Origin of the sequence: Neisseria sp. HMSC064E01 (assembly GCF_001808875.1) — a bacterium.
GTDB lineage: Bacteria > Pseudomonadota > Gammaproteobacteria > Burkholderiales > Neisseriaceae > Neisseria > Neisseria sicca_A.
On record NZ_KV794910.1, the window covers coordinates 39212 to 59341 of the forward strand.

Sequence of the window (20130 nt, forward strand, 5' to 3'; positions counted from 1 at the left end):
CGTACTGGTTTAAATTTAATCCACTATATATTGCCAATTTACTTTTTAAAATAAAGGTTTACGTTTAAGCCTGTTCTTCAGGCTGTTTACCAAACCGTCACAAACTGGTCCAAATCGGTATTCTTTGCGCCGCCACCCTCTTCAGTCGGCGAACCGACCATCATCAGCCCGATGATTTTATCTTTGTCTTCACAACCAAAGGCTTCGCGCAAAAGCGGGCTGTTAACCCACATTCCGGTAATCCACACATTGTCAAAGCCTTGCGCAGACGCGGCAAGTTGCAGTCCGTAAGCGGCGCAGCCGGCACTCAACATTTGCTCCCATTCAGGCTTGGGTTTCGCCACTTCACGGTTGGGCGCAAAAGTCACGCCGATGACCATAGGCGCCATATTACCGACTTTCTCGGCTTTTTTCAGCGCATCATCGCCAAAATTCAACTCGGTCACTGTTTGGCGCAACAAATCGCGGAAACGCTGCAAGCCTGCCTCGCTTTGAATGACGGTAAATCGAAACGGACGCATATTGCCATGATCGGGAACCTGCGTAGCGGCTTGCAGCATATATTCGAGCTGCTCCGCATTGGGCGCGGGGGCGGTAAGTTTTTTAGACGAGCGACGTGTGGTCAAAAGTTGCAAAGCGTTCATATTTTATCTTTCAATTCATTTGAAACATCGGATTCATCTTGAACAGGATTCTGTGTCAAACACCATCCAATTGATACTGACCGTATGCGGAAAATACTGCGACAGATGGTGCAAACCGATTTACCAACGCTTAAACGCTTAGCAAGCGATTCTCTTCAGGCTGGCAAGAACAAGGTCTATCCGTTCAAAACGAACCCTCTATAGTGGATTAAATTTAAATCAGGACAAGGCGACGAAGCCGCAGATAGTACAGATAGAGACCTTTGCAAAATTCCCCAAAATCCAGATAGTACGGAAAGGCGACGCCGTACTGGTTTAAAGTTAATCCACTATATATAGCACAAAGCCGGTTTGAATGCCATGTTTGATGGCGCAACAAAAAGGTCGTCTGAAAACCTGTTGCCAAGTTTTCAGACGACCTCTTCAAATCACAATCATGAAAAAATCAGACCACGACTTCTTCTTTCTTCTTCACTTCCTTCGCAATATTGTCGCGGCTCAGACCAAACATCAGCAAGAGCGGGCTGGCGACCAATACCGAAGAGTAAATACCGAACACGATGCCAATGGTCAATGCCATTGAGAAACCGTGCAACGCTGCGCCGCCGAACACCAGCATGGAAACGACCATTGCCTCGGTCGAGCCGTGGGTAATGATGGTACGGCTCATGGTGGCGGTAATCGCATTGTCGATGACTTGCGGAACGGTGTGTCCGCGCATGCTCGGTTTGCGGAAGTTCTCACGGATACGGTCGAAGACGACGACGGATTCGTTTACGGAATAGCCCAATACGGCAAGGATGCCCGCCAACACGGTCAGTGAAAATTCCCATTGGAAGAAGGCGAAGCAGCCTAAAATAATCACGATGTCGTGCATATTCGCGATGATGGCGGATACGGCGAAACGCCATTCAAAGCGCATCGACAGGTAAACGATGATACCCGCCACGACAAAGCCCAGTGCCATCAGACCGTTGGTCACCAACTCTTCGCCAACCTGAGGGCCGATAAATTCGACTTGGCGCAGGGTAACGTCGGGCTGCTCTTTTTTCAGCAAGTCCATAACCTGATTGGAAAGCTGCGCTGAAGTTACGCCTTCTTTATTGGGCAGACGAATCATGATGTGTTTATTCGTACCCAACGCCTGAACTTGAACATCGCCCATTTTCAGGGTATCGAGTTTTTCACGGGTTTTATTGACATCAACGCCCTGCTGATATTGCACTTCCATCACGGTACCGCCGGTAAATTCAACGGAGAAGTTCAAACCTTTGGTGACGAGGAAGAATACGGCGGCAATAAAGGTTACCAACGAAATAAAGGTCGTCAGTTTGCCGTAGCTCATAAACGGGATGTCGCGTTTGATTTTAAAGAGTTCCATATCTTACTCCTTGCCAGCCGCTGTTTCGGCTTTAGGTTTCCATACTGCGCCGATGGAAATGTTCTGCAATTTGCGGCGGCGTCCGTACCAAAGATTCACTAGGGCGCGGAAGACGACGACGGATGAGTACATCGAAGTCAGAATACCCAGACAGTGTACGACGGCAAAACCGCGAACCGGGCCGGAACCGAATACCAAGAGGGCGATACCGGCAATCAGCGAGGTCAGGTTGGAGTCAACAATGGTTGCCCATGCGTGTTGGAAACCGAGGTTGATTGCCTGTTGCGGCGGCACGCCTTCGCGCAATTCCTCACGGATACGTTCGTTAATCAATACGTTGGAGTCAATCGCCATACCCAGCGTCAACGCCAATGCAGCAATACCGGGCAGCGTCAGCGTTGCCTGCATGGCAGACAAAATACCGACCAAGAACAAGATGTTGGTACTCAGGGCGATGGTCGAGAAGAAACCCATCAGGCGGTAGTAAACCACCATGAACAAGGCAACGGCGGTAAAGCCCCACAAGGTGGAATTGAAACCTTTTTCAATGTTTTCTTTACCTAAAGACGGACCAATGGTGCGCTCTTCCACGATTTGCATCGGTGCGGCGAGAGAACCGGCACGCATCAACAGGGAAATATCATTGGCTTCCGCAGTCGACATGCTGCCGGAAATTTGCACACGGCCACCGGTAATGGCTGAGTTAATGACAGGCGCAGTAATGACCTCAGATTTACCTTGATCGATCAACACCATTGCCATACGTTTTCTGATATTAGCAGCAGTCAATTCACCAAAAATATTGGAGCCTGCGCTGTCCAAACTCAGATTGACAACTGCTTTTTCCATTTGGTCAAAACCCGGCTGCGCATCGTTGATATTGTCACCGGTCAGTTCAACCTGTTTGTTAACCAACAAAGTTTCCGGACGATCGCCACCACTGGTCAGCAACTCAAAACCGCTCGGAACATTGCCTTCCAAAGCCTCGCGCACTTTGATGGGGTCGTCTTCTACCATACGCACTTCCAAAGTCGCGGTACGGCCGATAATGTCTTTTGCTTTGGCAGTATCTTGTACACCCGGCAACTGTACGACAATGCGGTCGAGACCGGATTGCTGGATGACAGGTTCAGCCACGCCCAGCTCGTTGACACGATTATGCAAAGTGGTGATGTTTTGTTTCACCGCATCAGAGCGTACTTTGTTAATCGCTTCTTCGGATAATGTCAGCGTGATGTTATTGCCGTCGGCATTTAAATTTGCCTCAGGGAAAAGCTGACGCAGCTTAGGCATGGCTTTTTGTACGTCGGCAGCATCCTGCATCGGAACAATCAGACCGTTTTCAATCTGACGGATGGTGCCGGTACGGATTTTTTCACGGCGCATTTCGCGGCGAATGTCACCCGAATAACGTTCAAACGTTTTCTGCATCGCAGCTTTCATGTCCACCTGCATGGTGAAATGCACACCGCCGCGCAAGTCTAAGCCTAAGAACATCGGGTTGGCGCCGATTTTTGCCATCCACTCGGGGCTGTCCGCCAACAGGTTAAGCGCGGTGATATAGCCATCGCCCAAAGTATTTTCGATGACATCGCGGGCTTTAAGCTGGGTTTCGGTATCTTTGAAACGCACTTTCAGCGAGTTGTTCGCAACAAACATCCCGTCGGTCTGAATACCAGCCTGTTTTAGCGCGGCATCCACTTTGGACTGGGTCTGTTCATTGATAACGATGGCTTGTCGGTTGGTTGATACCTGTACTGCAGGCGTTTCACCGAAAAGGTTGGGCAGCGAATACACTACGGCAACCAAAATCGTGCACGCAATCAGCAGGTATTTCCATAAAGGATAACGGTTCATGGTAAACCTTCGATTTATTATTAAGACAAACAGCCGCGCTCAGTTTTCCGAGGCGGCTCTTGGCAAAAATACGGATTACTCGGCTTTGGCGGCAATCGCGTTACGTTCCACTTCGACTTCGATTTTTGCACCTTGACCGATGTCTACAGTGAAAAACTGTTCGCCGACTTTGGTAACACGGCCTTTGAAACCCGCTGCCAAAACAACCTTATCACCGACTTTCAAATCGGCAAGCATGGCTTGGTGTGCTTTGAATTTCTTTTGTTGGGGACGCATGATCAGGAAGTAGAACACCACCATAATCAGCACTAAAGGGGCAAATTGGGCCACAGTTTGATTCATAATTTGTCCGTTTTCTAAGAGATTAAAATTAAGTAAAACACCGCTTGCGGCAGAAAAAAGCATTGGTACAGCCGCAAAATTAAGCTATTCTAAAGGTCGTCTGAAAAATTTCCAAGCCTTTCCCTATTTATTAACCATATTTATCATGTCAGGTCGTCTGAAAATGAAGTTTCAACGACATTCAAAACCTGACTCCTTCCTACCAACGACAGGCCCCGCGCCCTTTTCCTCATGAAAAAACTCATTCGACGACTGCGTACGCGCCTACGCCGCCTTTTGGGTAAAAATGCGCGCACGGTCTGGATTTCTCATCCCGTTTTTGCGCAGCACCACCCTGGCGTGGGACACCCCGACTCGCCCGAACGCACTGCCGTTATCGAGGCAGAACTCAAACGTCAGGATATTTGGCGGCATCTGCAAACTGTCGAAGCCGAAGAAATCAGCGATGCCCGCCTCGCCTTGGTTCATCCGCGCAAATACCTGCGCTCTCTCGAAGCCTGCCTGCCCCAACCGGACAAAATCTACCGTCTCGACGGCGACACCGTCATGAGTCATGGTTCGCTCAAAGCTGCCCGTCACGCCGCAGGTGCTGTCGTTCAGGCGGTGGATATGGTCATGAACAAAAAAGCATGGCACGCCTTTTGCGCCGTCCGCCCACCCGGACATCACGCGCACAGCGATAAAGCCGGCGGTTTCTGCCTATTAAACAACGTCGCCGCAGGTGTCATGCACGCCATTGCCGAATATCGGCTCCAACGCATCGCCGTCATCGACTTCGACGTCCATTACGGCGACGGCACAGCGGAAATCTTCAAAGACGACCCGCGCGTCCTGTTTATGAACCTTTTTGAAACCGACCTGTTCCCATTTCCTGAAACCAATCATTCTGCAAACGGCGCCAATATGTTGCACCTGCCTTTCGCATCCAACACCGGCAGCCGCGTCTTTCGTACCACCGTACGCGAGCAATGGTTGCACAAACTGACCGCATTCAAACCCGAACTGATATTACTGTCTGCAGGTTTCGATGGGCACAAACAAGACGAAACAGGTCGTCTGAACCTGCACGAAGCCGATTTCGCTTGGTTGACACACAAAATCATCCAAGCCGCTCCAAGCTGCTCAGGCAGAATCGTTTCCGTACTGGAAGGCGGCTATACACTCGAACCTTTGGCAAAATCCGCCGCAGCCCATATCGGTGTCTTGGCAGGATTACCCAAAGCGGACTATGTTGCTGCCTATCAAAAGCATTTGAAACGTGGGCAAAAGAAAGAAAATACAGGCGCTGTAAGCACCAAAGGTCGTCTGAAAACAGAAGTCAGGTTCTAACTTGGTTTAAGGCATACTTTGGAAATATGAACAAATCAGTCTAAACCATCTGCAGGATCACCGATTTTGATTTTTTACTTGAATAAAATATAAGAAACCAAGAAAAAAACCTCTGTCAGACAGAGGTTTTTTAGTTTCTCAGAAACCGGATTATTTCAATTTGGTTTCTTTGTAGATAACGTGTTTACGGGCAACAGGGTCAAATTTTTTGATTTCCAATTTGCCAGGCATAGTGCGTTTGTTTTTGGTAGTGGTGTAGAAGTGACCAGTACCTGCACTTGACTCCAGTTTGATTTTATCGCGCATTGCAGTAATCCTTAATTAACAGTTTAAATTAAGCTTCGCCGCGAGCACGCAAATCAGCCAATACGACGTCAATGCCTACTTTATCAATGGTACGCAATGCAGCGTTAGAAACGCGCAGGCGGACCCAGCGGTTTTCACTCTCTACCCAGAAACGACGTGATTGCAAGTTAGGCAAAAAACGACGTTTGGTTTTGTTGTTGGCGTGTGATACGTTGTTGCCAGACATCGGGCGCTTACCGGTCACTTTGCAAACTCGTGCCATGGTTAGTCTCCAAACTTCTAAAATAGTAAAACGTGATTTATACCATAAAAAGCAGCGTTCATTCAAGCTGTTTGATGAAAAAACGATTGTTTTCGAGAATGAGTCCCTTCAATGTTGTTTTCAGGGAACGCTGTTTCTTAAAACGTAACGGGGGCAAATTATAGCGGATTTCTCCATCGAATACATTTATTTATCCACCCTCCCCCAGCAATATCAAGCATGGTGCAAAAGCAAGTTGTATAGTGGATTAAATTTAAATCAGGACAAGGCGACGAAGCCGCAGATAGTACAGATAGAGACCTTTGCAAAATTCCCCAAAATCCAGATAGTACGGAAAGGCGACGCCGTACTGTGGGGGACTGTTAGTTTTTGCACAAATAATAAGTGATGTGAAAAAAGTTGCATCAGCTTTTTCACAAAACCGCGCGGGAATGCGCGGTTTTTTGTTGAAAGCTGTCGGGTTTTGATAGGTTTTTAAACGGGTTTTAAGAGGTTTTTAAAATCAGTTCACGGAGCGGCCGAACCATTCGACGCGACCGACGATGGCGATATCGTCGTCTGTATGGCTTAGGTCTATTTCAAAGGGGGCGTAATGTGGGTTGGCTGATGTTACCAATAGCTTGCCCGGCATACGTTGCACGCGTTTGACGAAAAGGTCGTTTCCTATGCGTAGGACGTACAAGCCGTCGCGCGGCTCGGTTTCGGCGTGGTTGATTAGGATGTTGTCGCCGTGGTTCAGAATGCCTTCCATAGAATCGCCTTTCACGGCGATTACGGAGAGTTTGTCTGTTTGGCGGGTAACGTAGTTTTCTATCCAGTATCGGCGGAAAGCCATACAGAATAAGGGTTTTTCATCGCTTACAGTTTGTCCATGCCCTGCTGCTGCTTCCACGCTGTATCGCGGGATAAAGACGAATTTGCGCACCAACGGGGGGGCCGAGCATATAGATCTTCTTAATAACCATCTAAATAACCTGAAAATCTAGTTATTATATAAAAGTAATATAAAAATCAATAATATATAAATATAATATTAATTCAAAAGGAAAAGGTCTTAATAACTGAGAATTAAGGTTCAGTTATTAAGACCCCTGTTTTTTCTGTTGATTAGGGAGGGTTTCGTTACTCTAAGTCAGCAATAAATAGAGCGATGTCATTATCAGATGCCGGTTCTTTTTTATTTGGCTTCTTGTCTACCATTTCAGCAATTGTCAAAATTATTTCCTTACTTTTCTTAGTTGATTGACGATAGTCAACAATCAATTTGAGTTCATCTTCTTTTAAGCTCACGTCTTGAGGGTCGTCTGAAACCTCCCATCCAGTAAGCAGGTAATTCACATCTGCTCCATTTATTGCCAAGGCTAACCATATTTCACCACCAGGAAAACTTAGACCCTGTTCATATTTAATCCACATTCTAGGGGATACTCCACAGTCTTTTGCCATTTCAGTCTGGGTTTTATTCCATTTAATTCTCAAATCTTTCAATCTATTAGCTACTTCTGAACTTTTATTCATATATAAATCCTTGCAAATATGAACTAAAGTTCATATTATGTATATAACAAATCCGAGATTGGTTCTGTATTAGTTCAGCATTTTAACATAAAGAGAAAGGGCTATCTATGGCTATAACTATTGAAAAATTAAAGGAAAATTTTGAAAAGGACGGTAAGACGCTGGCAGCTTGGGCGCGTGAAAACGGCTATAAACCGCGAGAAGTTTATTTAGTTGTCGGCGGTCAGAATAAAGCTAAATATGGTAAGGGGTTTGAAATTGCTCGAAAACTGGGGTTGAAATGAGATGGAAACTATTGATACCAAAGGGTTGATGGTAGTTTTAAAAGTCTCGCAACCTGCCATACACAAAAGAGCCTTAAAAGAAAACTGGCCGTACATCGAAGAAGTTGGCAAAGCGCGTGGAGGTCGTCTGAAAAAATACTTAATCGCTTCCCTCCCCGCCGAAATCCGAGCCGCCATCATGAAACGGCAGTCGGACGAACTGGCGGAGAAGATGCCGAAAACCCTGCCCCAAATCAGACAGGAGAAAACGGCGATGTCACCTCAAGTCTTGGCGGAAGCGGCAAAGCGGCTGAACGAGAAACAACGGTCGGTGGCGGATGCGCGATGCGCGGTGGTGGCGGCGGTGTTGGGTATCAAATATCAATACGGTTGCTCTGCCAAGGTTGCGGTGGCTCAGTTTTTGAGGCTGCTGGCGGAGGGTAAGTTGGACGAGGTTACGCTCGGCAACTTGGAAACGGCCAATGACCGCAGTCGGTCGGCAAAGGTCGGTGAGCGTACTTTAGACGGCTGGATTTCTGCCTACCTTAAGGCGGAAAACGCGACGGAGCGGCTGGTTGCTTTGGCTCCGAAGACGACGAAGGCGGTCAAACCGATTGAGAGCTATGGTTGGTTGCCGATGTTTATGCAGTTTCACAATATTCCGTCCGCGCCAAAATTGGCACACAGCTACCGCCGATTTGTGCAGTGGGCCGAGGCGGAAAATATGCCGGTTAACGATGTGCCTAACTTGAGTATGGTGCGGCGCGTTTGGGAAAAGCTCCCGCTGATTATGCAGGAGCGCGGCAGGAAAACGGGGGCGGCTTATAAATCGCTGCTGCCTTATGTGAAACGTGATTGGGGGGCTTTAAAGCCGAACGATGTTTGGATCGGCGACGGCCACAGCTTTAAGGCGAAGGTGGCGCATCCGGTACACGGCAGGCCGTTTAAGCCTGAAGTTACGGTGATTATTGATGGTTGTACGCGGTTTGTGGTGGGATTTTCGGTGTCGCTGGCGGAGAGTTGCGTGGCGGTTTCGGACGCTCTGCGTATCGGGGTCAAGCACTATGGTTTGCCGATTATCTATTACTCGGATAACGGCGGCGGTCAGACGGGTAAGACGATAGACCATGAAATCACGGGTATTACGTCCCGACTGGGTATCCGACATGAAACGGGTATCGCGGGCAACCCGCAAGGGCGCGGCATCATCGAGCGATGGTGGAAAGACAATCTGATTGAGATGGCGCGGCAGTATGAGACTTTCACGGGCAGCGGGATGGACAGCAGCACGAAGAACCTGATTTACCGCAAGATGGAAAGTGCGTTCAACGCCTTGGAAAAAGGCAAGGATTTGACGGAGGAACAACAGAAATATTTGAAAAAACTGCCGAGCTGGTCGCGTTTTATTGCGGATGTGGTCAAGTGTATCGACGAATACAACAACCGCCCGCATGGCGAGCTGCCCCGACACCCTGACGGCGGGCATTATACGCCGAAGGCTTATCGGGAAATGAGGCTGGAACAGGACGGTATCGCGCCGGATATGTTGTCGGCGGAAGAGCTGGCGACGATGTTTATGCCGCAAGAGGTGCGAAAAGTTCAGCGCGGTTGGCTGGATTTGTTCAACAACTCTTATTTCTCGACCGAGTTGGCGGAGTATCACAAGGACGAGGTACGGGTCAGCTACGATTTGAGCGATGCGTCGGTGGTCAATGTGTTTGATATGGACGGCAAGTTCATCACTAAGGCGCAGGCCAACGGCAATACCCGCGAGGCTTTCCCGACGGCGCGTCTCGACCAACTGGCGGAAAACCGCCGAAAAGGCAAAATCAAGCGGGCGGAAAACGCAATCAAGCTCGCGAATGCGGAAGTCAATCCGGCTTTGGAACAGGCTGCGGTTTGGGACGAGCTGGGAAATTTGGGCGGAAAAGCTATCGAGGCGGAGTATGCGGTATTGCCGAAAACGGGAACAGACGACGAGATTGTCTTGTTTGAGGCGGATATGTAGTTAAAACGGTTTTAAAACACTTTTAATAAGGAAAACATCATGACAAATACGGTCAACAAAGCACTGCAACAAAAACTGGCTGAATTTAAAGCCAAATCAGGGATGAATCAGACGATGCTTGCGCGCGGTATCGGCGTATCTCCGGCATCTATCAGTATGTACCTGAATGATACCTACGCGGCAAAAGGCGGCAAATATGAAACCATCGAGCCGAAAATCGAAGCGTTTTTAGAGGTACAGGAAAGTAAGGCGCAACGCGAAGAGCTGGTGTTGGGGTTTGTATCGACCAAAACGACCCGCCGAATCTCTGAAGTGATGCGCGACGCACACGAGGCAGGCGACACAGTGGTGATCTACGGCCAAGCGGGTTTAGGCAAGACGCAAGCGGTCAAAAACTACTGCGAGAAGAATCCCGCCGCCATCCTGATTGAGGCTAATCCGAGCTTTACGGCTTTGGTTTTGATGCGGAAATTGGCGGCAGCGGCGAAGGTCTCCACGGTCGGCAGCCTGAATGATTTGTTTGAATCGGTATCTGACCGCCTGCGCGATTCGGGTCGTCTGATTGTGGTCGATGAAGCGGAAAACCTGCCCTTGCGCGCCCTTGAGATTATCCGCCGATTGCACGATGACACGGGCTGCGGGTTGGTTTTAAGCGGTATGCCCCGACTGGTAGCGAATTTGCGCGGTAAGCATGGCGAGCTGGTACAGCTTTATAGCCGAGTGTCGGTTGCGCTGAATCTTGGCGATTCGATGCCGGATGAAGAATTGGAAGAAATTGCCAGAGCGGCTATGCCGGAAGCGGATGATGCGACGATTGCGGAACTGGTTAAACAAAGCAACGGCAATACGCGACGGATGAGCAAGTTGATGCGCGGCGCGGTGCGAACGGCGAATAAAAACGGCATCAAAATGCAATCAGGCATCGTCAAAAAATACTCGACATTGATTATCCGATAGGTCGTCTGAAACGGTAAGCCATTGATACGGCTATATATTTTTACCCTAAGATTTTGATAACCAACTGATTTTAAAGGAAAACATAAAATGAATATCGTGAAAAAGTTTGATTGGACGCTGTTTGCGAGCCGCGCGTTTTGGCGGTGGGTGCCGGTCGGGTTGACCGTCGGCGTGTGGGCTTTTGTGTCGGGTATGGCTTTGCATTCCTGCGTGGCGGAAACCGCGCCTGCGGCTAAAGAGCCGACCAAGACGGAAGCGATGGAGCGTCAGGCGGATTTGGATGCTGTGAAGCTGGAGCGTGCCTATGAGCGCATGGACGAAGCGGAGCGTATGAAGGGGGTGGTTTATGAATAAGCGTTTCAGACGACCTCAACGGTTGAACCGAGTGCGACGCCTTGCCCTGAAGCGGGCGGTCGAGGAAATCCGCGCCAAGTATGGGGAGCGGGCGATTATGAAAGGCTGGCGCGAGCCGGAAGGAGAGCGGAAATGATGGAAATTTGGATGATTTGGATGATTTTAGGGGCTGCGCTGGGCGCGGTGATCGGGATGTTTATCTACGCGGAGGGAATTTTGCTCGAAAACGAGCGCCTGCGCGGGATTTTGAGAGTGGAAGTTGCAGGACGGGAGGTATTGGAAGCGTGGATGGACGCGGCATACCGCAGCCGGAAGGGAGGCGGGAAATGTTAACCAAATTGAAACCCTGCCGAGTTTGCAAACAGATGAAGCCTGAAGTGGCATTTGCTTGGACTTGGGATAAAAACGGGGGGCGAAAACGGACGCATCGATGTGCGAAATGTTGGGCGGAGCAGATGGAAAAGGAGGCTCGGGCAAATATGGAACGGCATCGAGAAGAACGCGGGACAAAGTTGGAATGGGGACGCCACGCCGTCGCCCGCTCGGTTTGGGGTGACAGTTGGCCTGCCGCTCCCGCCATTATGGAGAACAAGCACTGGACGGCAACGGATACGCGCAAAGCGGATGCCGAATGGGCTTTGAAATTTAGGGAGCGTGTGAAATGAGCTTTAAAAGACGGAACAGCGATTGGCAGGCATGGGGACAACACCGCCGGCGAGCAACGAAGTTTATGGTGAAGCGAAACCGCGAGCAGGCAATCGCGGAATATCAGGCGCAGTTTGAAGATCAGGACGGCAAAGGTCGTCTGAAAAAGGAAGGGAACGAAAAATGAACGAAAAAGATTTAATCGAATGGCTGGAAGACCGTGGAGAACTCATGGTCATGAAAAAGGACGGTGAGGGTTTTGTGATCGCCGCCCGCGCGCCGGACGGGATTTGGAAGACTGCCGAGGCGCAATCGCTGGCTCTGGCGATAACAGTATGGGAGGAGATGAGATGAATATTGCTAAACCAAATAAAGAAGACCTTGATGCAGTATGGGAGCTGGTCGCGTTTTTAAACAAAATTGAGCAGGGTTTGAATCCGATTTACCAACCTGCCGACCCAGAGGATGAAGACGATTTCGAATATCTGAGTGATGCGCCTGCGGATGAAGTGTTTGAAGCTTTGGAATCTAAGTCTGCCAACGCCAATTTGCCTTGGATTATGACCGTATTAGATACCTTGCTGTCTTCGAATAACGACATTGTTGACCAAGAATCTAGTGTTTTGGATTTTTCCCCGAAATTTAAACAGGCTGTAAAGGATACGGAAAGATTGGATTTCTTAATCGAAGTCGGGTCAGCCGAATTTTTAAAAGAAAATGGTGAGAAGGCCTGTTGCAGGTTAACCGAATACGGCATTGGAGGCTATGGAAGCAATTACCGCGAAGCCTTGGATGATGTGATGAAAGAGTGGAAGGAGATGTGATGACTATCGGAATGATGATTTATCTCTTGAGCTGTGGGCTGATTGGTTTGGCGCTGGTGGTTTTGGCACTGATGAGCTTGATTGAAAACTGGTTTAAGCAGCGGACTAAAGCTGTTGTTTTGGATGCCTGCGGTGTGTTTTTTGAGTTGGTTGTTGTCCTTGTGGCGTTTTTGGCGATTCTTGGGGTGGTTAAATGATTGAAATCAGAAGTAAAAACTTTATCGCGTACAACGCGAGTGAGAGTGTGTTGGAAAGCATCATTAAGGATGTTTTTACTGGGTTGATGTTGAGTTTTTGTGTGTATATCAGCCATTGGTCAGCATCAGTGTTTTGGACATTTATCAGCGGCTTAATGTTTTTGTCTTATCTGGGCGTTAGGTTGGGAAGATTGATGCGTGAAAAGCAAATCAAGTTTGAAACTTGGTCAGAATTTAAGGCATGGATCGATAAACAAGCTGAACTTGAAAATCACTTGGCAGGCAATGTTCAGATTGTAAAAGGTAATGGAAATGTACAGGCCGGTGGAAGTGTAAATAAGGAGACACCATGAACATCAAATGCCCGAACTGCGGAGCGGTGCATAGCCTGGACAGTTTAATCAACGATGCCGACGCATCGGCTGTATTAAAGGCTGTGTTGGAAATGGACGTGGAGATGGGCAAGGCGGCGATACGGTATGTCGGCTTGTTCCGACCTGCCAAGTCCCAGCTCTCTTGGGCGCGTACCGCGAAGCTGTTGAACGAGTTGATGCCGATGATGAAAGCGCAGACTGCGGAGCGCGACGGGGTGTCCTCCCCCGCTCCCGCCGAGGCTTGGCTGCACGGCTTTAACGAAACCGTCAACGCCCGCGACCAAGGTCGTCTGAAACTGCCGCTGAAATCACACGGTTATTTGCTGGAAATTGTGAGCCAGTGGCAGGGTTCGGGGTTGCCCTCTCCCCAGCCCTCTCCCACGGGGAGAGGGGGCGAAGGCGGCGCGCCGTCCAAATTGCGGCAGGGTGTGGCAGCCCTGGGCGCATGGGCCGGCGAAGATTGGGCAAAACAGGAAATCGCGGCAGGATTTGCATTGCTCGCCGCACTCAATCTGCCCAACCGCCCCGCGGCGCAAGACCTGCCGGTAGTCGCGGAAATTTGGTATCGGAAACTGATGGAAACCAAGGAAATCGTCTCTCCGGAGTATGACCCGATACGGATTCAGACAGGATTTAAGGTGTTGCAGCAGTCGGAAACATGGCCGCAACCCGCCGAACTGCTCCGCAACCTGCCGCCACGGTTGATACCCAGAGCGATGTTGGCAAAGCCTGCGCCGGATAAAGTAAAAGGCCGTCAGAAAATGGCGGAAGTGAAAGATGTTTTAAGCAAGAAAGGTAAGTGAAATGAAAGAGTATGTTTTTAAAATTGTTGCGGAAAATGGTATTTGCCGCGTTGAGTTGCCCGAAATCACGTTGAACAACGAATATGAGGTGCCGGATGTTATGGCGGCATTAACAAGGGAGTTTTTAGATAGTATGAGCAGAGATGCCGTCCTAGATGGCGATAGTTTTATGGCTGATGCTATTGCCGATTTGAAAGCATTGCAAGCGGTCAAAAATTTGAGAGACGCAGCAGAAAAAGTAAATTAAGAAAGGAAAAAAACATGGCTAAAGCTAAAAAAACCAAAACTGAAGCCCTGACTGTGGGCATTCAAGACCGCGCAGACGCATCGGTGCAAATCAAACGCATGGGCGATTTGCAGCGTGAAATCGAGCGTATCCAAGCCGACCACAATGATAATGTGGCCGAGCTGCAAAAACAGGCAGACGAGCGTGTTGCGCCCCTGATGGCGGAAATCAATGCCATCCATGCAGGCGTACAGGCATGGAGCGAAGCAAACCGCGATGCGCTGACCGATGGCGGCAAGGTCAAATTTGCCGACCTGACCACCGGCATCATCCGTTGGCGGAACAACCCGCCAAAATGCAGCGTCAGCGGTGTTGATGCGGTGCTGGCTTTATTGGAGTCCAAGCCCGACTTGGAACGCTTTATCCGCGTGAAGAAAGAAGTCAATAAAGATGCGGTATTAAACGAACCTGAGTTTTTCGCCGACAACCCTGTGCCGGGAATTAAGATTGTGCAGGGTAAGGAGTTTTTCAGTGTTGAGCCGCATAATCAGGAGTTGGCGTGATGGAAAACGGAAATTTAAATACCGATGAGCTGGAAGTTTTAAGAACTGCCGCACGCGATTCCTTCTACATCCATGCTCAAGTCGAAAACGCCAACCGCAAATTGGAAACTGCTCTTCGAGTGTGGGAAAAAGTAAAAGAAGGAGAAAAAGAGGCTATACGCGCCCGAAAAAAAGCCTTTATTTATTACTGTGTCGGGGTAGTTTGGTTTTCTCTTTCGTTGATTTTATCTTTTTTGGTTGTTTAAAGCTTGATTAAAGGCCGTCTGAAATGGGGTTTAAAACCTGTTTCAGACGGCCTTTTTCATGTCTGTCCGTTTCGCAAAAAAAAACAGTGACTTACTACAACATATGGTATTTTATCTGTATAATATGCGTTAATTAATCAATATATTGTGTTTTAGGGGTTTGAAATGAGCCGTGCGTTGATTGCGAAAATTAAAGTCGCTCAAAAAGAGCTTGGTTTGGATGATGCGACGTATCGCGCGGTCTTGGAGCGTGTGACGGGCAAACGGTCGTGTACCGAGTGCAGTATCCCTGAGCTGGAGCGCGTGGTCGAGGATTTGCGCCAGCATGGGTTTACGCCGAAAAAGACGGCGGGGCAACGACCGAACCGCCGCGAATCTGCCGACCCGATGATGCGGAAAATCGAAGCCCTGCTGCTGGATAACGGCTGGACTTGGAATTATGCGCACGGTACGGCGCGAAGAATGTTTAAGGTTGACCGCGTGGAATGGTTGTCCGACGGCAATATGCACAAATTGGTGGCGGCTTTGCAGATTAGTGCGAACCGCAAGAAAAAGGAGAAAACGGGATGAGCTTAAATTGGGAGATGACGGAGCAGGATTTCAAGGATGTGGAACATCTGCTGCCGCACAGTGTGGTGGCGCTGATTACGGTCATCGGGCTGGAGGCGGCGTTTCACATGGTTAAGGTTTGGGGCGGGACGAATTACCCGATTTCCAACCGCCGCCGCAATACGCGTCAGAGCCGAATCTTACACGAGCAATTGGTCGAGGATATCGGCGAAGAAGCGGCGGGACGATTGGAGCGTGCTTATGTCGGGCAGCCTTTCTTGGCAATCCCGCGCTGCTGGGATGCGATGCGCGAACTTCGCAACCGGTTCATCCGCCGCCAATATGATGCGATGAGCGCGGAGGGTTTGAGCGATTTGTTTATTGTGCGCGAACTGGTGTTGGCGCATAAGCTGTCGACGCGAAATATCCGATACATTCTGAAAGAGGCCGACCGCGAAGCGGCGGCAAGGGCGCAGGCTGATTTGTTTGCGGCTTAGTTTTTGTTGTGCTTGTGTTGAGAGTGGACCTTTTACCCTGCCTTCGGGCGGGGATTTTTTTTGCCTTTATTCCGCTGAATGCAAGCCTGACGGGGCTTGGCGGTCGTCTGAAAAGGTTTAATGGGGTTTTCAAACTATCCTTTGTTTTTAAATTATCCATTTGAGGTATTTATGGCTCAACAAAAAGAACTCCCTTGGGTGGCTGAAGCGCGAAAGTATATCGGTCTGACAGAAATCCCCGGTAAAAACCACAATCCGACCATTTTGAATTGGCTGCACGGGCTGAAAGCTTGGTGGAAAGACGATGAGACGCCGTGGTGCGGCGTGTTCGTCGCCCATTGCCTGCGAATCGGCAATCGAGACATCCCGAAGGATTGGATGCGCGCCAAAGAATATGCCTTTGCCGGTAAACGCCTGTCAAAGCCTGCTTATGGCTGCCTAGTGGTGTTTACGCGCCAAGGCGGCGGCCATGTCGGTTTTGTGGTCGGTAAGGACAAGGCAGGTAATCTGCTGGTTTTGGGCGGTAACCAAGGCAACCGCGTCAGCATCGCGGCATTTCCGGAATCCCGAGTGGCTGCGTATGTATGGCCGTCTGTCGGCGGTGCGCCTCTTGACCCCGCTCCGGAGCGTTACAACCTGCCATTGGGCGGTGCGGCAATGAGCAGGAGCGAGGCATGAAAAAGTCTTTGATTGCTTTATGTATTGCCCATTGTGCAAAGTTTAAAAACGGTTTTGGCGTCCCGCCGTTACCTGAAATCAAAATCACGCCAAGCCCTGTTCGGGTAGGCTCTTTGAAACAACATCCAAGCCTGCGCTTGGGTAAATCGGGTGTGGCAGCCGCGAAACGTGCGGCGCGTAAACGCAAGAACCGTCGTTAATCATGGGACAGGTTGCGTTTTACGAAAAGATGATTGAGCAATGGTCGCGCAAAAGCCGTGAGGCAAGCGAACGGGCGGACTTACCTGCGTTTGAATTTGCGGAACATGAATTAGCCAATTATCGGGAAATGCTGAAACGGCATCTGCAAAACGGGAGTGTGAAATAAATATGCGGATTTTCGATATTTTCAAAAACCCTGCGACAGGTAATGTGTCGCACTCGAAACTGTGGGCAAACATCGCCTGCGCGGCGGGTACGTTCAAATTTGTGATGTTGCCCGACCCGTCGGCGGAAATTTGGGCGGTGTATCTCGGCATAGTCGGAGGATACGCTGTAGCGCGTTCGCTGGTAAGCGTGAAGCGACAGGAGGTCGAGAATGACGCTCAAACTGTTGACGAATAAATGGGTGCTGAGTGGCTTGGCTGCCATTTTAGCGCTGATTTTGGCGGCATCGTATCAGCAAGGCTACAAGACGGCATACCAAAAACAGCAGGCAGTTATCGACAAGATGGAAAAAGACAAGGCGGATGCCTTGAGGCTGTCGGCTCAAAACTACGCCCGCGAGCTGGAGCAAGCCCGCGCGGATGCAAAACAATCTGAAGCCAAAGCGCACGCCGTCGGCGTGGCTTTGGCGCAAAAACAGGCGGAAGTCAGTCGTCTGAAAACGGAAAACAAAAAGGAAATATCACATGTGCTTACTCAAGACCGTCAAAATGCAAGCGGCAGTTGTATTGACGGCTTTGGCCATCACGGGCTGCAGCTCTACAACCGCGCCCTCGGCTACGGAAATTAAAATTGTCGAAAAGGCGGTCATGCCGACACCGCCCGCCGCGTTGATGGTCGCTCCAGTGCGCCCGAATGCGCCGCAAGACGGTAAGACGGCAACGCTGTTGGAACATGCCGCTGAGTTTGGCGGCTATGTTGCCGAACTTGAAAATCAGAATGCGGCATGGCGAGAGTGGGTGGATAACCACTTGAGCAAAGTCGGCGACTAACAAAAAAGCCCGCGTAGGGCGCGGGCTTAGGGTAAAAGCGGATTTTATACCTCTTTTACAGGGGTCGCGGCGGTAGTGCTTTTCAGCAAATCGACTGCGTGCTGGCAGTTTTGCTTGCTGGTGTAGCCTTCGCCCTGAGCGATGATTTCATGGTTGGCTGCTTTCAAACGCCAACGGTATTCGCCTTTTGCGTCTTTATAGATTTCAAAATACATAAGGTTTCTCCTATGAATGAGTACACGTTTTCTTACCGCTTTGACGGCAAGTCCTGGTCATTGAGCATTTGGGCGGACAGCCCTGAAGAAGCCCGGGCAAAATTTCGGGCTGCACGGGAAAATGCGCAGTATGACGGCGAAGTTGTAACAAAGATTTATACATTTGTAAATATTTCGTGGGTTAAGAAGTTGTACAGACGGATAAAATATTTAATGGGTATCAAAGAATGACCTACCGTGAATTAGTTGAGCGTCAGTTGGCTGTGCGCCATGCCGATTTGGAATTGGGCTTAAGCCGCGCCCGCGAACAAGAGCCGTTTGTCATCCATGTTTCTAATCTGCTGGATAAGGCAGGGTTTGAATATACGGTACGGATGAATAAGGATTTTCAGACGACCTTTAACCTTGAATATCCAAATACAAACTACGACACCTTTAAGCGTGCAGTTTGGCAGACGATTTCGGCGTATTACTGCATTTGTAACGATGGGGATGGACTCGAAATTTCCAGCAATCGCCCTGACGGCTACTCCGTCCGTATCGTATTCGGCGATGTGCCGGTTTAAGGGGTTTTAAATGGATTTTGAATTTGGTTTTAAAACCCTGTGGCCGATTGCGACTGCCGCGTTTTGGTTTTGGGTCAACGGCATTTCAGGTCGTCTGAAAGAGGCGGACAAGCGCATTGAAGACCTGAAAGAAGAGCTACACGAAGTCAAGCTCTCCTATCACACCAAACAGGACGCCCAAGCCGACCGCAAAAATATCGCGGCGTCTTTGGAGCGCATCGAAAACAAACTTGAAAAAATGAATGAAAAATTAGACAGGAAAGCGGACAAATCATGAAAGACCCGATTTTAGAAGCCTTGGCGCGGATTGAAAACAAGACTGATCAAACTCTGAAAAATCAGAAGGAAATGCAGGCGGAAATTGCACAAATCCGCCAAGACACAAAACGCACGGCCATTACATTCGGCGCAATCGGCGGCAGTCTGATTACAATCGGTTGGGAATTGATTAAAGCGAAAATGGGACTGTAATTATGGCTCACCCGCAAGAAATCCGTGAAAAGTTACGCCGGCTCTATGTGAGCGGCGAGCAAACTTTGGAAACGGCGGCCTTGATGTGCGAAATCCCGCAGGCCACTGCGCGTGCGTGGAAACGTGCGGATAAGGAAAAGGGCGACGACTGGGATAAGATGCGCGCCGCCTACACTTTGGCCGGCGGCGGTATTGAGGACTTGAGCCGTGCGATGTTGGCCGGTTTTATGGTGCAGTACAACAGCACGATGACGATGCTGCAGGATTCGAGCACCGAAGATTTGCCGCCGTCCGACCGCGCCAAGCTGTTGGCCAGCCTGGCCGATGCGTTTACCAAAACCGTATCCGCCAATGCGCGCGTAATGCCGGAAACGTCAAAACTGGCGACGGCATTGGAATTGATTGAGTTCTTGATGTCGTTTGTACAAGAAAAACACCCCAAACATCTGCCTGCCTTTGTCGAGGTATTGGAGCCGTTTGGGGCGGAAGTGGAGAAGAAGTTTGGTTAGGTCTATGTGAACGAAGTAGTAGCTACCACATTAGTATAAAAAAACTCGGCTGGCTTGATGATGTTATCTAAACCGATTGAGGTAATTTGGAATTGAGGAATACGCACAAATCCATTATTTTCATACACATCACCACAATAGAGAACTAAATGATGTCCCTCTAAATAACGTATGTTTTTCTCCAGCTTAAATTCAAATTGATTTGAGATATTTAATTGATTTGCTATGGTTGTAAATGTTGCCGGCTGTGGAAAGAATACAGATAAACATTGCAGTATTTTTCTTTGTAAATCTTCATCGAACCAAATTCTAACATCAACACCCTGTGCTTGTTGAAACATCATGATTTAT

At 49.3% G+C, this 20130-nt stretch carries 37 protein-coding genes and 1 pseudogene; 28 read left to right on the forward strand and 10 right to left on the reverse strand.

Going from position 1 to position 20130, the window contains the following annotated elements:
• Positions 1-86: 86 nt before the first annotated feature.
• The 4 genes from HMPREF2572_RS03830 to yajC form a co-directional block, all read right to left on the reverse strand.
• Positions 87-644 (reverse strand): nitroreductase family protein, encoded by a 558-nt coding sequence (locus HMPREF2572_RS03830; protein ID WP_070496319.1) that lies wholly within the window; start codon positions 642-644, stop codon positions 87-89.
• Between the two features lie 445 nt (positions 645-1089).
• Positions 1090-2025 carry a protein translocase subunit SecF gene (secF, locus tag HMPREF2572_RS03835; protein ID WP_070492312.1) on the reverse strand — a complete coding sequence of 312 codons (936 nt, stop codon included), beginning with the start codon at positions 2023-2025 and terminating at the stop codon, positions 1090-1092.
• A 3-nt stretch (positions 2026-2028) separates the two neighbouring features.
• Positions 2029-3882 carry a protein translocase subunit SecD gene (gene secD / locus HMPREF2572_RS03840; protein WP_070496320.1) on the reverse strand — a complete coding sequence of 618 codons (1854 nt, stop codon included), beginning with the start codon at positions 3880-3882 and terminating at the stop codon, positions 2029-2031.
• Positions 3883-3957: 75 nt separating this feature from the next.
• Positions 3958-4224, reverse strand: a complete 267-nt coding sequence (yajC, locus tag HMPREF2572_RS03845; protein WP_049228571.1) for a preprotein translocase subunit YajC — start codon at positions 4222-4224, stop codon at positions 3958-3960.
• Between the two features lie 231 nt (positions 4225-4455).
• On the opposite strand from yajC, the gene HMPREF2572_RS03850 reads away from it, so the two are divergent.
• Positions 4456-5553, forward strand: coding sequence for a histone deacetylase family protein (locus HMPREF2572_RS03850; protein WP_070496321.1), 1098 nt, complete (start codon positions 4456-4458; stop codon positions 5551-5553).
• A gap of 150 nt (positions 5554-5703) precedes the next feature.
• Here the strand turns inward: HMPREF2572_RS03850 and rpmG are convergent, their stop codons facing one another.
• From rpmG to HMPREF2572_RS03870, 4 genes and pseudogenes are all read right to left on the reverse strand, one after another.
• Complete coding sequence (gene rpmG, locus HMPREF2572_RS03855; protein WP_003684373.1) at positions 5704-5859, reverse strand: 50S ribosomal protein L33; 156 nt, start codon at positions 5857-5859, stop codon at positions 5704-5706.
• 28 nt (positions 5860-5887) lie between these two features.
• The gene (gene rpmB, locus HMPREF2572_RS03860) at positions 5888-6121 is read right to left on the reverse strand and encodes a 50S ribosomal protein L28 (RefSeq protein ID WP_002216391.1); all 234 of its coding nucleotides are present in this window, start codon (positions 6119-6121) and stop codon (positions 5888-5890) included.
• 502 nt (positions 6122-6623) lie between these two features.
• Positions 6624-7046, reverse strand: a pseudogene (locus HMPREF2572_RS03865) (helix-turn-helix transcriptional regulator); the annotation flags it as partial.
• A 197-nt stretch (positions 7047-7243) separates the two neighbouring features.
• Positions 7244-7639: a helix-turn-helix domain-containing protein gene (locus HMPREF2572_RS03870; RefSeq protein WP_070496323.1), complete on the reverse strand. Its 396-nt coding sequence runs from the start codon at positions 7637-7639 to the stop codon at positions 7244-7246.
• A 107-nt stretch (positions 7640-7746) separates the two neighbouring features.
• Between HMPREF2572_RS03870 and HMPREF2572_RS13165 the strand changes: the two genes are divergently transcribed.
• The 22 genes from HMPREF2572_RS13165 (at position 7747) to HMPREF2572_RS15250 (ending at position 18018) form a co-directional block, all read left to right on the forward strand.
• The gene (locus HMPREF2572_RS13165) at positions 7747-7923 is read left to right on the forward strand and encodes a DNA-binding protein (RefSeq protein ID WP_042508429.1); all 177 of its coding nucleotides are present in this window, start codon (positions 7747-7749) and stop codon (positions 7921-7923) included.
• Positions 7924-7951: 28 nt separating this feature from the next.
• Positions 7952-9910: a transposase family protein gene (locus tag HMPREF2572_RS03875; RefSeq protein WP_246827767.1), complete on the forward strand. Its 1959-nt coding sequence runs from the start codon at positions 7952-7954 to the stop codon at positions 9908-9910.
• Between the two features lie 39 nt (positions 9911-9949).
• The gene (locus tag HMPREF2572_RS03880; protein ID WP_070496325.1) at positions 9950-10867 is read left to right on the forward strand and encodes an AAA family ATPase; all 918 of its coding nucleotides are present in this window, start codon (positions 9950-9952) and stop codon (positions 10865-10867) included.
• An 87-nt stretch (positions 10868-10954) separates the two neighbouring features.
• A complete protein-coding gene (locus HMPREF2572_RS03885) occupies positions 10955-11221 on the forward strand; it encodes a hypothetical protein (protein WP_070496326.1) in 267 nt (88 codons plus the stop codon).
• 132 nt (positions 11222-11353) lie between these two features.
• Entirely contained in the window at positions 11354-11554 is a 201-nt protein-coding gene (locus HMPREF2572_RS03890; RefSeq protein WP_049227038.1) for a hypothetical protein, read from the forward strand.
• Positions 11555-11700: 146 nt separating this feature from the next.
• On the forward strand, positions 11701-11886 hold the full coding sequence (locus tag HMPREF2572_RS15035) for a hypothetical protein (RefSeq protein WP_246827761.1): 186 nt from the start codon (positions 11701-11703) through the stop codon (positions 11884-11886).
• Complete coding sequence (locus HMPREF2572_RS14540) at positions 11883-12053, forward strand: hypothetical protein (protein ID WP_168161773.1); 171 nt, start codon at positions 11883-11885, stop codon at positions 12051-12053. Before HMPREF2572_RS15035 ends, HMPREF2572_RS14540 begins: the two co-directional genes overlap by 4 nt.
• Positions 12050-12220: a hypothetical protein gene (locus HMPREF2572_RS14545; protein ID WP_168160664.1), complete on the forward strand. Its 171-nt coding sequence runs from the start codon at positions 12050-12052 to the stop codon at positions 12218-12220. Before HMPREF2572_RS14540 ends, HMPREF2572_RS14545 begins: the two co-directional genes overlap by 4 nt.
• Entirely contained in the window at positions 12217-12690 is a 474-nt protein-coding gene (locus HMPREF2572_RS03900; protein ID WP_070496328.1) for a hypothetical protein, read from the forward strand. The genes HMPREF2572_RS14545 and HMPREF2572_RS03900 overlap by 4 nt, the downstream gene beginning before the upstream one ends.
• Positions 12690-12887: a pyrophosphate-energized proton pump gene (locus tag HMPREF2572_RS03905; RefSeq protein WP_070496329.1), complete on the forward strand. Its 198-nt coding sequence runs from the start codon at positions 12690-12692 to the stop codon at positions 12885-12887. The genes HMPREF2572_RS03900 and HMPREF2572_RS03905 overlap by 1 nt, the downstream gene beginning before the upstream one ends.
• Positions 12884-13240 carry a hypothetical protein gene (locus HMPREF2572_RS03910; RefSeq protein WP_070496330.1) on the forward strand — a complete coding sequence of 119 codons (357 nt, stop codon included), beginning with the start codon at positions 12884-12886 and terminating at the stop codon, positions 13238-13240. The genes HMPREF2572_RS03905 and HMPREF2572_RS03910 overlap by 4 nt, the downstream gene beginning before the upstream one ends.
• A complete protein-coding gene (locus HMPREF2572_RS03915; protein ID WP_070496331.1) occupies positions 13237-14064 on the forward strand; it encodes a hypothetical protein in 828 nt (275 codons plus the stop codon). Before HMPREF2572_RS03910 ends, HMPREF2572_RS03915 begins: the two co-directional genes overlap by 4 nt.
• 1 nt (position 14065) lies before the next feature.
• Positions 14066-14311: a hypothetical protein gene (locus tag HMPREF2572_RS03920; RefSeq protein WP_070496332.1), complete on the forward strand. Its 246-nt coding sequence runs from the start codon at positions 14066-14068 to the stop codon at positions 14309-14311.
• A gap of 14 nt (positions 14312-14325) precedes the next feature.
• On the forward strand, positions 14326-14853 hold the full coding sequence (locus tag HMPREF2572_RS03925; RefSeq protein WP_070496333.1) for a host-nuclease inhibitor Gam family protein: 528 nt from the start codon (positions 14326-14328) through the stop codon (positions 14851-14853).
• Positions 14853-15098: a hypothetical protein gene (locus tag HMPREF2572_RS03930; protein WP_070496334.1), complete on the forward strand. Its 246-nt coding sequence runs from the start codon at positions 14853-14855 to the stop codon at positions 15096-15098. Before HMPREF2572_RS03925 ends, HMPREF2572_RS03930 begins: the two co-directional genes overlap by 1 nt.
• A 165-nt stretch (positions 15099-15263) precedes the next feature.
• A complete protein-coding gene (locus HMPREF2572_RS03935) occupies positions 15264-15668 on the forward strand; it encodes a gp16 family protein (RefSeq protein WP_070496335.1) in 405 nt (134 codons plus the stop codon).
• Positions 15665-16144 (forward strand): Mor transcription activator family protein, encoded by a 480-nt coding sequence (locus tag HMPREF2572_RS03940; RefSeq protein ID WP_070496336.1) that lies wholly within the window; start codon positions 15665-15667, stop codon positions 16142-16144. The genes HMPREF2572_RS03935 and HMPREF2572_RS03940 overlap by 4 nt, the downstream gene beginning before the upstream one ends.
• Before the next feature lie 171 nt (positions 16145-16315).
• Positions 16316-16822: a TIGR02594 family protein gene (locus tag HMPREF2572_RS03945; protein ID WP_070496337.1), complete on the forward strand. Its 507-nt coding sequence runs from the start codon at positions 16316-16318 to the stop codon at positions 16820-16822.
• Positions 16819-17022 (forward strand): hypothetical protein, encoded by a 204-nt coding sequence (locus HMPREF2572_RS03950; RefSeq protein ID WP_070496338.1) that lies wholly within the window; start codon positions 16819-16821, stop codon positions 17020-17022. The genes HMPREF2572_RS03945 and HMPREF2572_RS03950 overlap by 4 nt, the downstream gene beginning before the upstream one ends.
• A 169-nt stretch (positions 17023-17191) precedes the next feature.
• The gene (locus tag HMPREF2572_RS03955) at positions 17192-17425 is read left to right on the forward strand and encodes a hypothetical protein (RefSeq protein ID WP_049227014.1); all 234 of its coding nucleotides are present in this window, start codon (positions 17192-17194) and stop codon (positions 17423-17425) included.
• Positions 17400-17816 carry a hypothetical protein gene (locus HMPREF2572_RS03960; protein ID WP_070496339.1) on the forward strand — a complete coding sequence of 139 codons (417 nt, stop codon included), beginning with the start codon at positions 17400-17402 and terminating at the stop codon, positions 17814-17816. Before HMPREF2572_RS03955 ends, HMPREF2572_RS03960 begins: the two co-directional genes overlap by 26 nt.
• Entirely contained in the window at positions 17713-18018 is a 306-nt protein-coding gene (locus HMPREF2572_RS15250; RefSeq protein ID WP_210385287.1) for a hypothetical protein, read from the forward strand. Before HMPREF2572_RS03960 ends, HMPREF2572_RS15250 begins: the two co-directional genes overlap by 104 nt.
• Before the next feature lie 44 nt (positions 18019-18062).
• Here HMPREF2572_RS15250 and HMPREF2572_RS03970 read toward each other — a convergent pair whose 3' ends face one another.
• Positions 18063-18233, reverse strand: coding sequence for a YegP family protein (locus HMPREF2572_RS03970; protein WP_002215844.1), 171 nt, complete (start codon positions 18231-18233; stop codon positions 18063-18065).
• 12 nt (positions 18234-18245) lie between these two features.
• On the opposite strand from HMPREF2572_RS03970, the gene HMPREF2572_RS03975 reads away from it, so the two are divergent.
• Genes HMPREF2572_RS03975 through HMPREF2572_RS03995 form a run of 5 tightly spaced genes read left to right on the forward strand, consistent with a single transcriptional unit; the run spans position 18246 to position 19779 of the window.
• The gene (locus HMPREF2572_RS03975; RefSeq protein WP_049227008.1) at positions 18246-18464 is read left to right on the forward strand and encodes a hypothetical protein; all 219 of its coding nucleotides are present in this window, start codon (positions 18246-18248) and stop codon (positions 18462-18464) included.
• Positions 18461-18799, forward strand: a complete 339-nt coding sequence (locus tag HMPREF2572_RS03980; protein ID WP_070496341.1) for a hypothetical protein — start codon at positions 18461-18463, stop codon at positions 18797-18799. The genes HMPREF2572_RS03975 and HMPREF2572_RS03980 overlap by 4 nt, the downstream gene beginning before the upstream one ends.
• A gap of 10 nt (positions 18800-18809) precedes the next feature.
• On the forward strand, positions 18810-19076 hold the full coding sequence (locus HMPREF2572_RS03985) for a hypothetical protein (RefSeq protein WP_070496342.1): 267 nt from the start codon (positions 18810-18812) through the stop codon (positions 19074-19076).
• Positions 19073-19270 (forward strand): hypothetical protein, encoded by a 198-nt coding sequence (locus HMPREF2572_RS03990; RefSeq protein ID WP_070496343.1) that lies wholly within the window; start codon positions 19073-19075, stop codon positions 19268-19270. The genes HMPREF2572_RS03985 and HMPREF2572_RS03990 overlap by 4 nt, the downstream gene beginning before the upstream one ends.
• 2 nt (positions 19271-19272) lie before the next feature.
• Positions 19273-19779 carry a DUF1804 family protein gene (locus HMPREF2572_RS03995; RefSeq protein ID WP_070496344.1) on the forward strand — a complete coding sequence of 169 codons (507 nt, stop codon included), beginning with the start codon at positions 19273-19275 and terminating at the stop codon, positions 19777-19779.
• Between the two features lie 2 nt (positions 19780-19781).
• Here the strand turns inward: HMPREF2572_RS03995 and HMPREF2572_RS04000 are convergent, their stop codons facing one another.
• Positions 19782-20123 carry a hypothetical protein gene (locus tag HMPREF2572_RS04000; RefSeq protein WP_070496345.1) on the reverse strand — a complete coding sequence of 114 codons (342 nt, stop codon included), beginning with the start codon at positions 20121-20123 and terminating at the stop codon, positions 19782-19784.
• Between the last annotated feature and the right edge of the window lie 7 nt (positions 20124-20130).

What these genes read in the sequence shown, in the direction of transcription:
- HMPREF2572_RS14545 (WP_168160664.1), top strand. Translation starts at nt 12,050, where the DNA reads ATGAACGAAAAAGATTTAATCGAATGGCTGGAAGACCGTGGAGAACTC.
- HMPREF2572_RS03900 (WP_070496328.1), top strand. Translation starts at nt 12,217, where the DNA reads ATGAATATTGCTAAACCAAATAAAGAAGACCTTGATGCAGTATGGGAG.
- rpmB (WP_002216391.1), bottom strand. Translation starts at nt 6,121, where the DNA reads ATGGCACGAGTTTGCAAAGTGACCGGTAAGCGCCCGATGTCTGGCAAC.
- HMPREF2572_RS03925 (WP_070496333.1), top strand. Translation starts at nt 14,326, where the DNA reads ATGGCTAAAGCTAAAAAAACCAAAACTGAAGCCCTGACTGTGGGCATT.
- HMPREF2572_RS03980 (WP_070496341.1), top strand. Translation starts at nt 18,461, where the DNA reads ATGACCTACCGTGAATTAGTTGAGCGTCAGTTGGCTGTGCGCCATGCC.
- HMPREF2572_RS15250 (WP_210385287.1), top strand. Translation starts at nt 17,713, where the DNA reads ATGTGCTTACTCAAGACCGTCAAAATGCAAGCGGCAGTTGTATTGACG.
- secF (WP_070492312.1), bottom strand. Translation starts at nt 2,025, where the DNA reads ATGGAACTCTTTAAAATCAAACGCGACATCCCGTTTATGAGCTACGGC.
- HMPREF2572_RS03985 (WP_070496342.1), top strand. Translation starts at nt 18,810, where the DNA reads ATGGATTTTGAATTTGGTTTTAAAACCCTGTGGCCGATTGCGACTGCC.
- HMPREF2572_RS03945 (WP_070496337.1), top strand. Translation starts at nt 16,316, where the DNA reads ATGGCTCAACAAAAAGAACTCCCTTGGGTGGCTGAAGCGCGAAAGTAT.
- HMPREF2572_RS04000 (WP_070496345.1), bottom strand. Translation starts at nt 20,123, where the DNA reads ATGATGTTTCAACAAGCACAGGGTGTTGATGTTAGAATTTGGTTCGAT.
- HMPREF2572_RS13165 (WP_042508429.1), top strand. Translation starts at nt 7,747, where the DNA reads ATGGCTATAACTATTGAAAAATTAAAGGAAAATTTTGAAAAGGACGGT.
- HMPREF2572_RS03875 (WP_246827767.1), top strand. Translation starts at nt 7,952, where the DNA reads ATGGTAGTTTTAAAAGTCTCGCAACCTGCCATACACAAAAGAGCCTTA.
- HMPREF2572_RS03880 (WP_070496325.1), top strand. Translation starts at nt 9,950, where the DNA reads ATGACAAATACGGTCAACAAAGCACTGCAACAAAAACTGGCTGAATTT.
- HMPREF2572_RS03955 (WP_049227014.1), top strand. Translation starts at nt 17,192, where the DNA reads ATGCGGATTTTCGATATTTTCAAAAACCCTGCGACAGGTAATGTGTCG.
- HMPREF2572_RS03930 (WP_070496334.1), top strand. Translation starts at nt 14,853, where the DNA reads ATGGAAAACGGAAATTTAAATACCGATGAGCTGGAAGTTTTAAGAACT.
- HMPREF2572_RS03975 (WP_049227008.1), top strand. Translation starts at nt 18,246, where the DNA reads ATGAATGAGTACACGTTTTCTTACCGCTTTGACGGCAAGTCCTGGTCA.
- HMPREF2572_RS03905 (WP_070496329.1), top strand. Translation starts at nt 12,690, where the DNA reads ATGACTATCGGAATGATGATTTATCTCTTGAGCTGTGGGCTGATTGGT.
- HMPREF2572_RS03950 (WP_070496338.1), top strand. Translation starts at nt 16,819, where the DNA reads ATGAAAAAGTCTTTGATTGCTTTATGTATTGCCCATTGTGCAAAGTTT.
- HMPREF2572_RS03990 (WP_070496343.1), top strand. Translation starts at nt 19,073, where the DNA reads ATGAAAGACCCGATTTTAGAAGCCTTGGCGCGGATTGAAAACAAGACT.
- HMPREF2572_RS03890 (WP_049227038.1), top strand. Translation starts at nt 11,354, where the DNA reads ATGATGGAAATTTGGATGATTTGGATGATTTTAGGGGCTGCGCTGGGC.
- HMPREF2572_RS03870 (WP_070496323.1), bottom strand. Translation starts at nt 7,639, where the DNA reads ATGAATAAAAGTTCAGAAGTAGCTAATAGATTGAAAGATTTGAGAATT.
- HMPREF2572_RS14540 (WP_168161773.1), top strand. Translation starts at nt 11,883, where the DNA reads ATGAGCTTTAAAAGACGGAACAGCGATTGGCAGGCATGGGGACAACAC.
- HMPREF2572_RS03940 (WP_070496336.1), top strand. Translation starts at nt 15,665, where the DNA reads ATGAGCTTAAATTGGGAGATGACGGAGCAGGATTTCAAGGATGTGGAA.
- HMPREF2572_RS15035 (WP_246827761.1), top strand. Translation starts at nt 11,701, where the DNA reads ATGGAACGGCATCGAGAAGAACGCGGGACAAAGTTGGAATGGGGACGC.
- HMPREF2572_RS03935 (WP_070496335.1), top strand. Translation starts at nt 15,264, where the DNA reads ATGAGCCGTGCGTTGATTGCGAAAATTAAAGTCGCTCAAAAAGAGCTT.
- HMPREF2572_RS03910 (WP_070496330.1), top strand. Translation starts at nt 12,884, where the DNA reads ATGATTGAAATCAGAAGTAAAAACTTTATCGCGTACAACGCGAGTGAG.
- HMPREF2572_RS03995 (WP_070496344.1), top strand. Translation starts at nt 19,273, where the DNA reads ATGGCTCACCCGCAAGAAATCCGTGAAAAGTTACGCCGGCTCTATGTG.
- HMPREF2572_RS03885 (WP_070496326.1), top strand. Translation starts at nt 10,955, where the DNA reads ATGAATATCGTGAAAAAGTTTGATTGGACGCTGTTTGCGAGCCGCGCG.
- rpmG (WP_003684373.1), bottom strand. Translation starts at nt 5,859, where the DNA reads ATGCGCGATAAAATCAAACTGGAGTCAAGTGCAGGTACTGGTCACTTC.
- yajC (WP_049228571.1), bottom strand. Translation starts at nt 4,224, where the DNA reads ATGAATCAAACTGTGGCCCAATTTGCCCCTTTAGTGCTGATTATGGTG.
- HMPREF2572_RS03920 (WP_070496332.1), top strand. Translation starts at nt 14,066, where the DNA reads ATGAAAGAGTATGTTTTTAAAATTGTTGCGGAAAATGGTATTTGCCGC.
- HMPREF2572_RS03830 (WP_070496319.1), bottom strand. Translation starts at nt 644, where the DNA reads ATGAACGCTTTGCAACTTTTGACCACACGTCGCTCGTCTAAAAAACTT.
- HMPREF2572_RS03850 (WP_070496321.1), top strand. Translation starts at nt 4,456, where the DNA reads ATGAAAAAACTCATTCGACGACTGCGTACGCGCCTACGCCGCCTTTTG.
- HMPREF2572_RS03970 (WP_002215844.1), bottom strand. Translation starts at nt 18,233, where the DNA reads ATGTATTTTGAAATCTATAAAGACGCAAAAGGCGAATACCGTTGGCGT.
- HMPREF2572_RS03915 (WP_070496331.1), top strand. Translation starts at nt 13,237, where the DNA reads ATGAACATCAAATGCCCGAACTGCGGAGCGGTGCATAGCCTGGACAGT.
- secD (WP_070496320.1), bottom strand. Translation starts at nt 3,882, where the DNA reads ATGAACCGTTATCCTTTATGGAAATACCTGCTGATTGCGTGCACGATT.
- HMPREF2572_RS03960 (WP_070496339.1), top strand. Translation starts at nt 17,400, where the DNA reads ATGACGCTCAAACTGTTGACGAATAAATGGGTGCTGAGTGGCTTGGCT.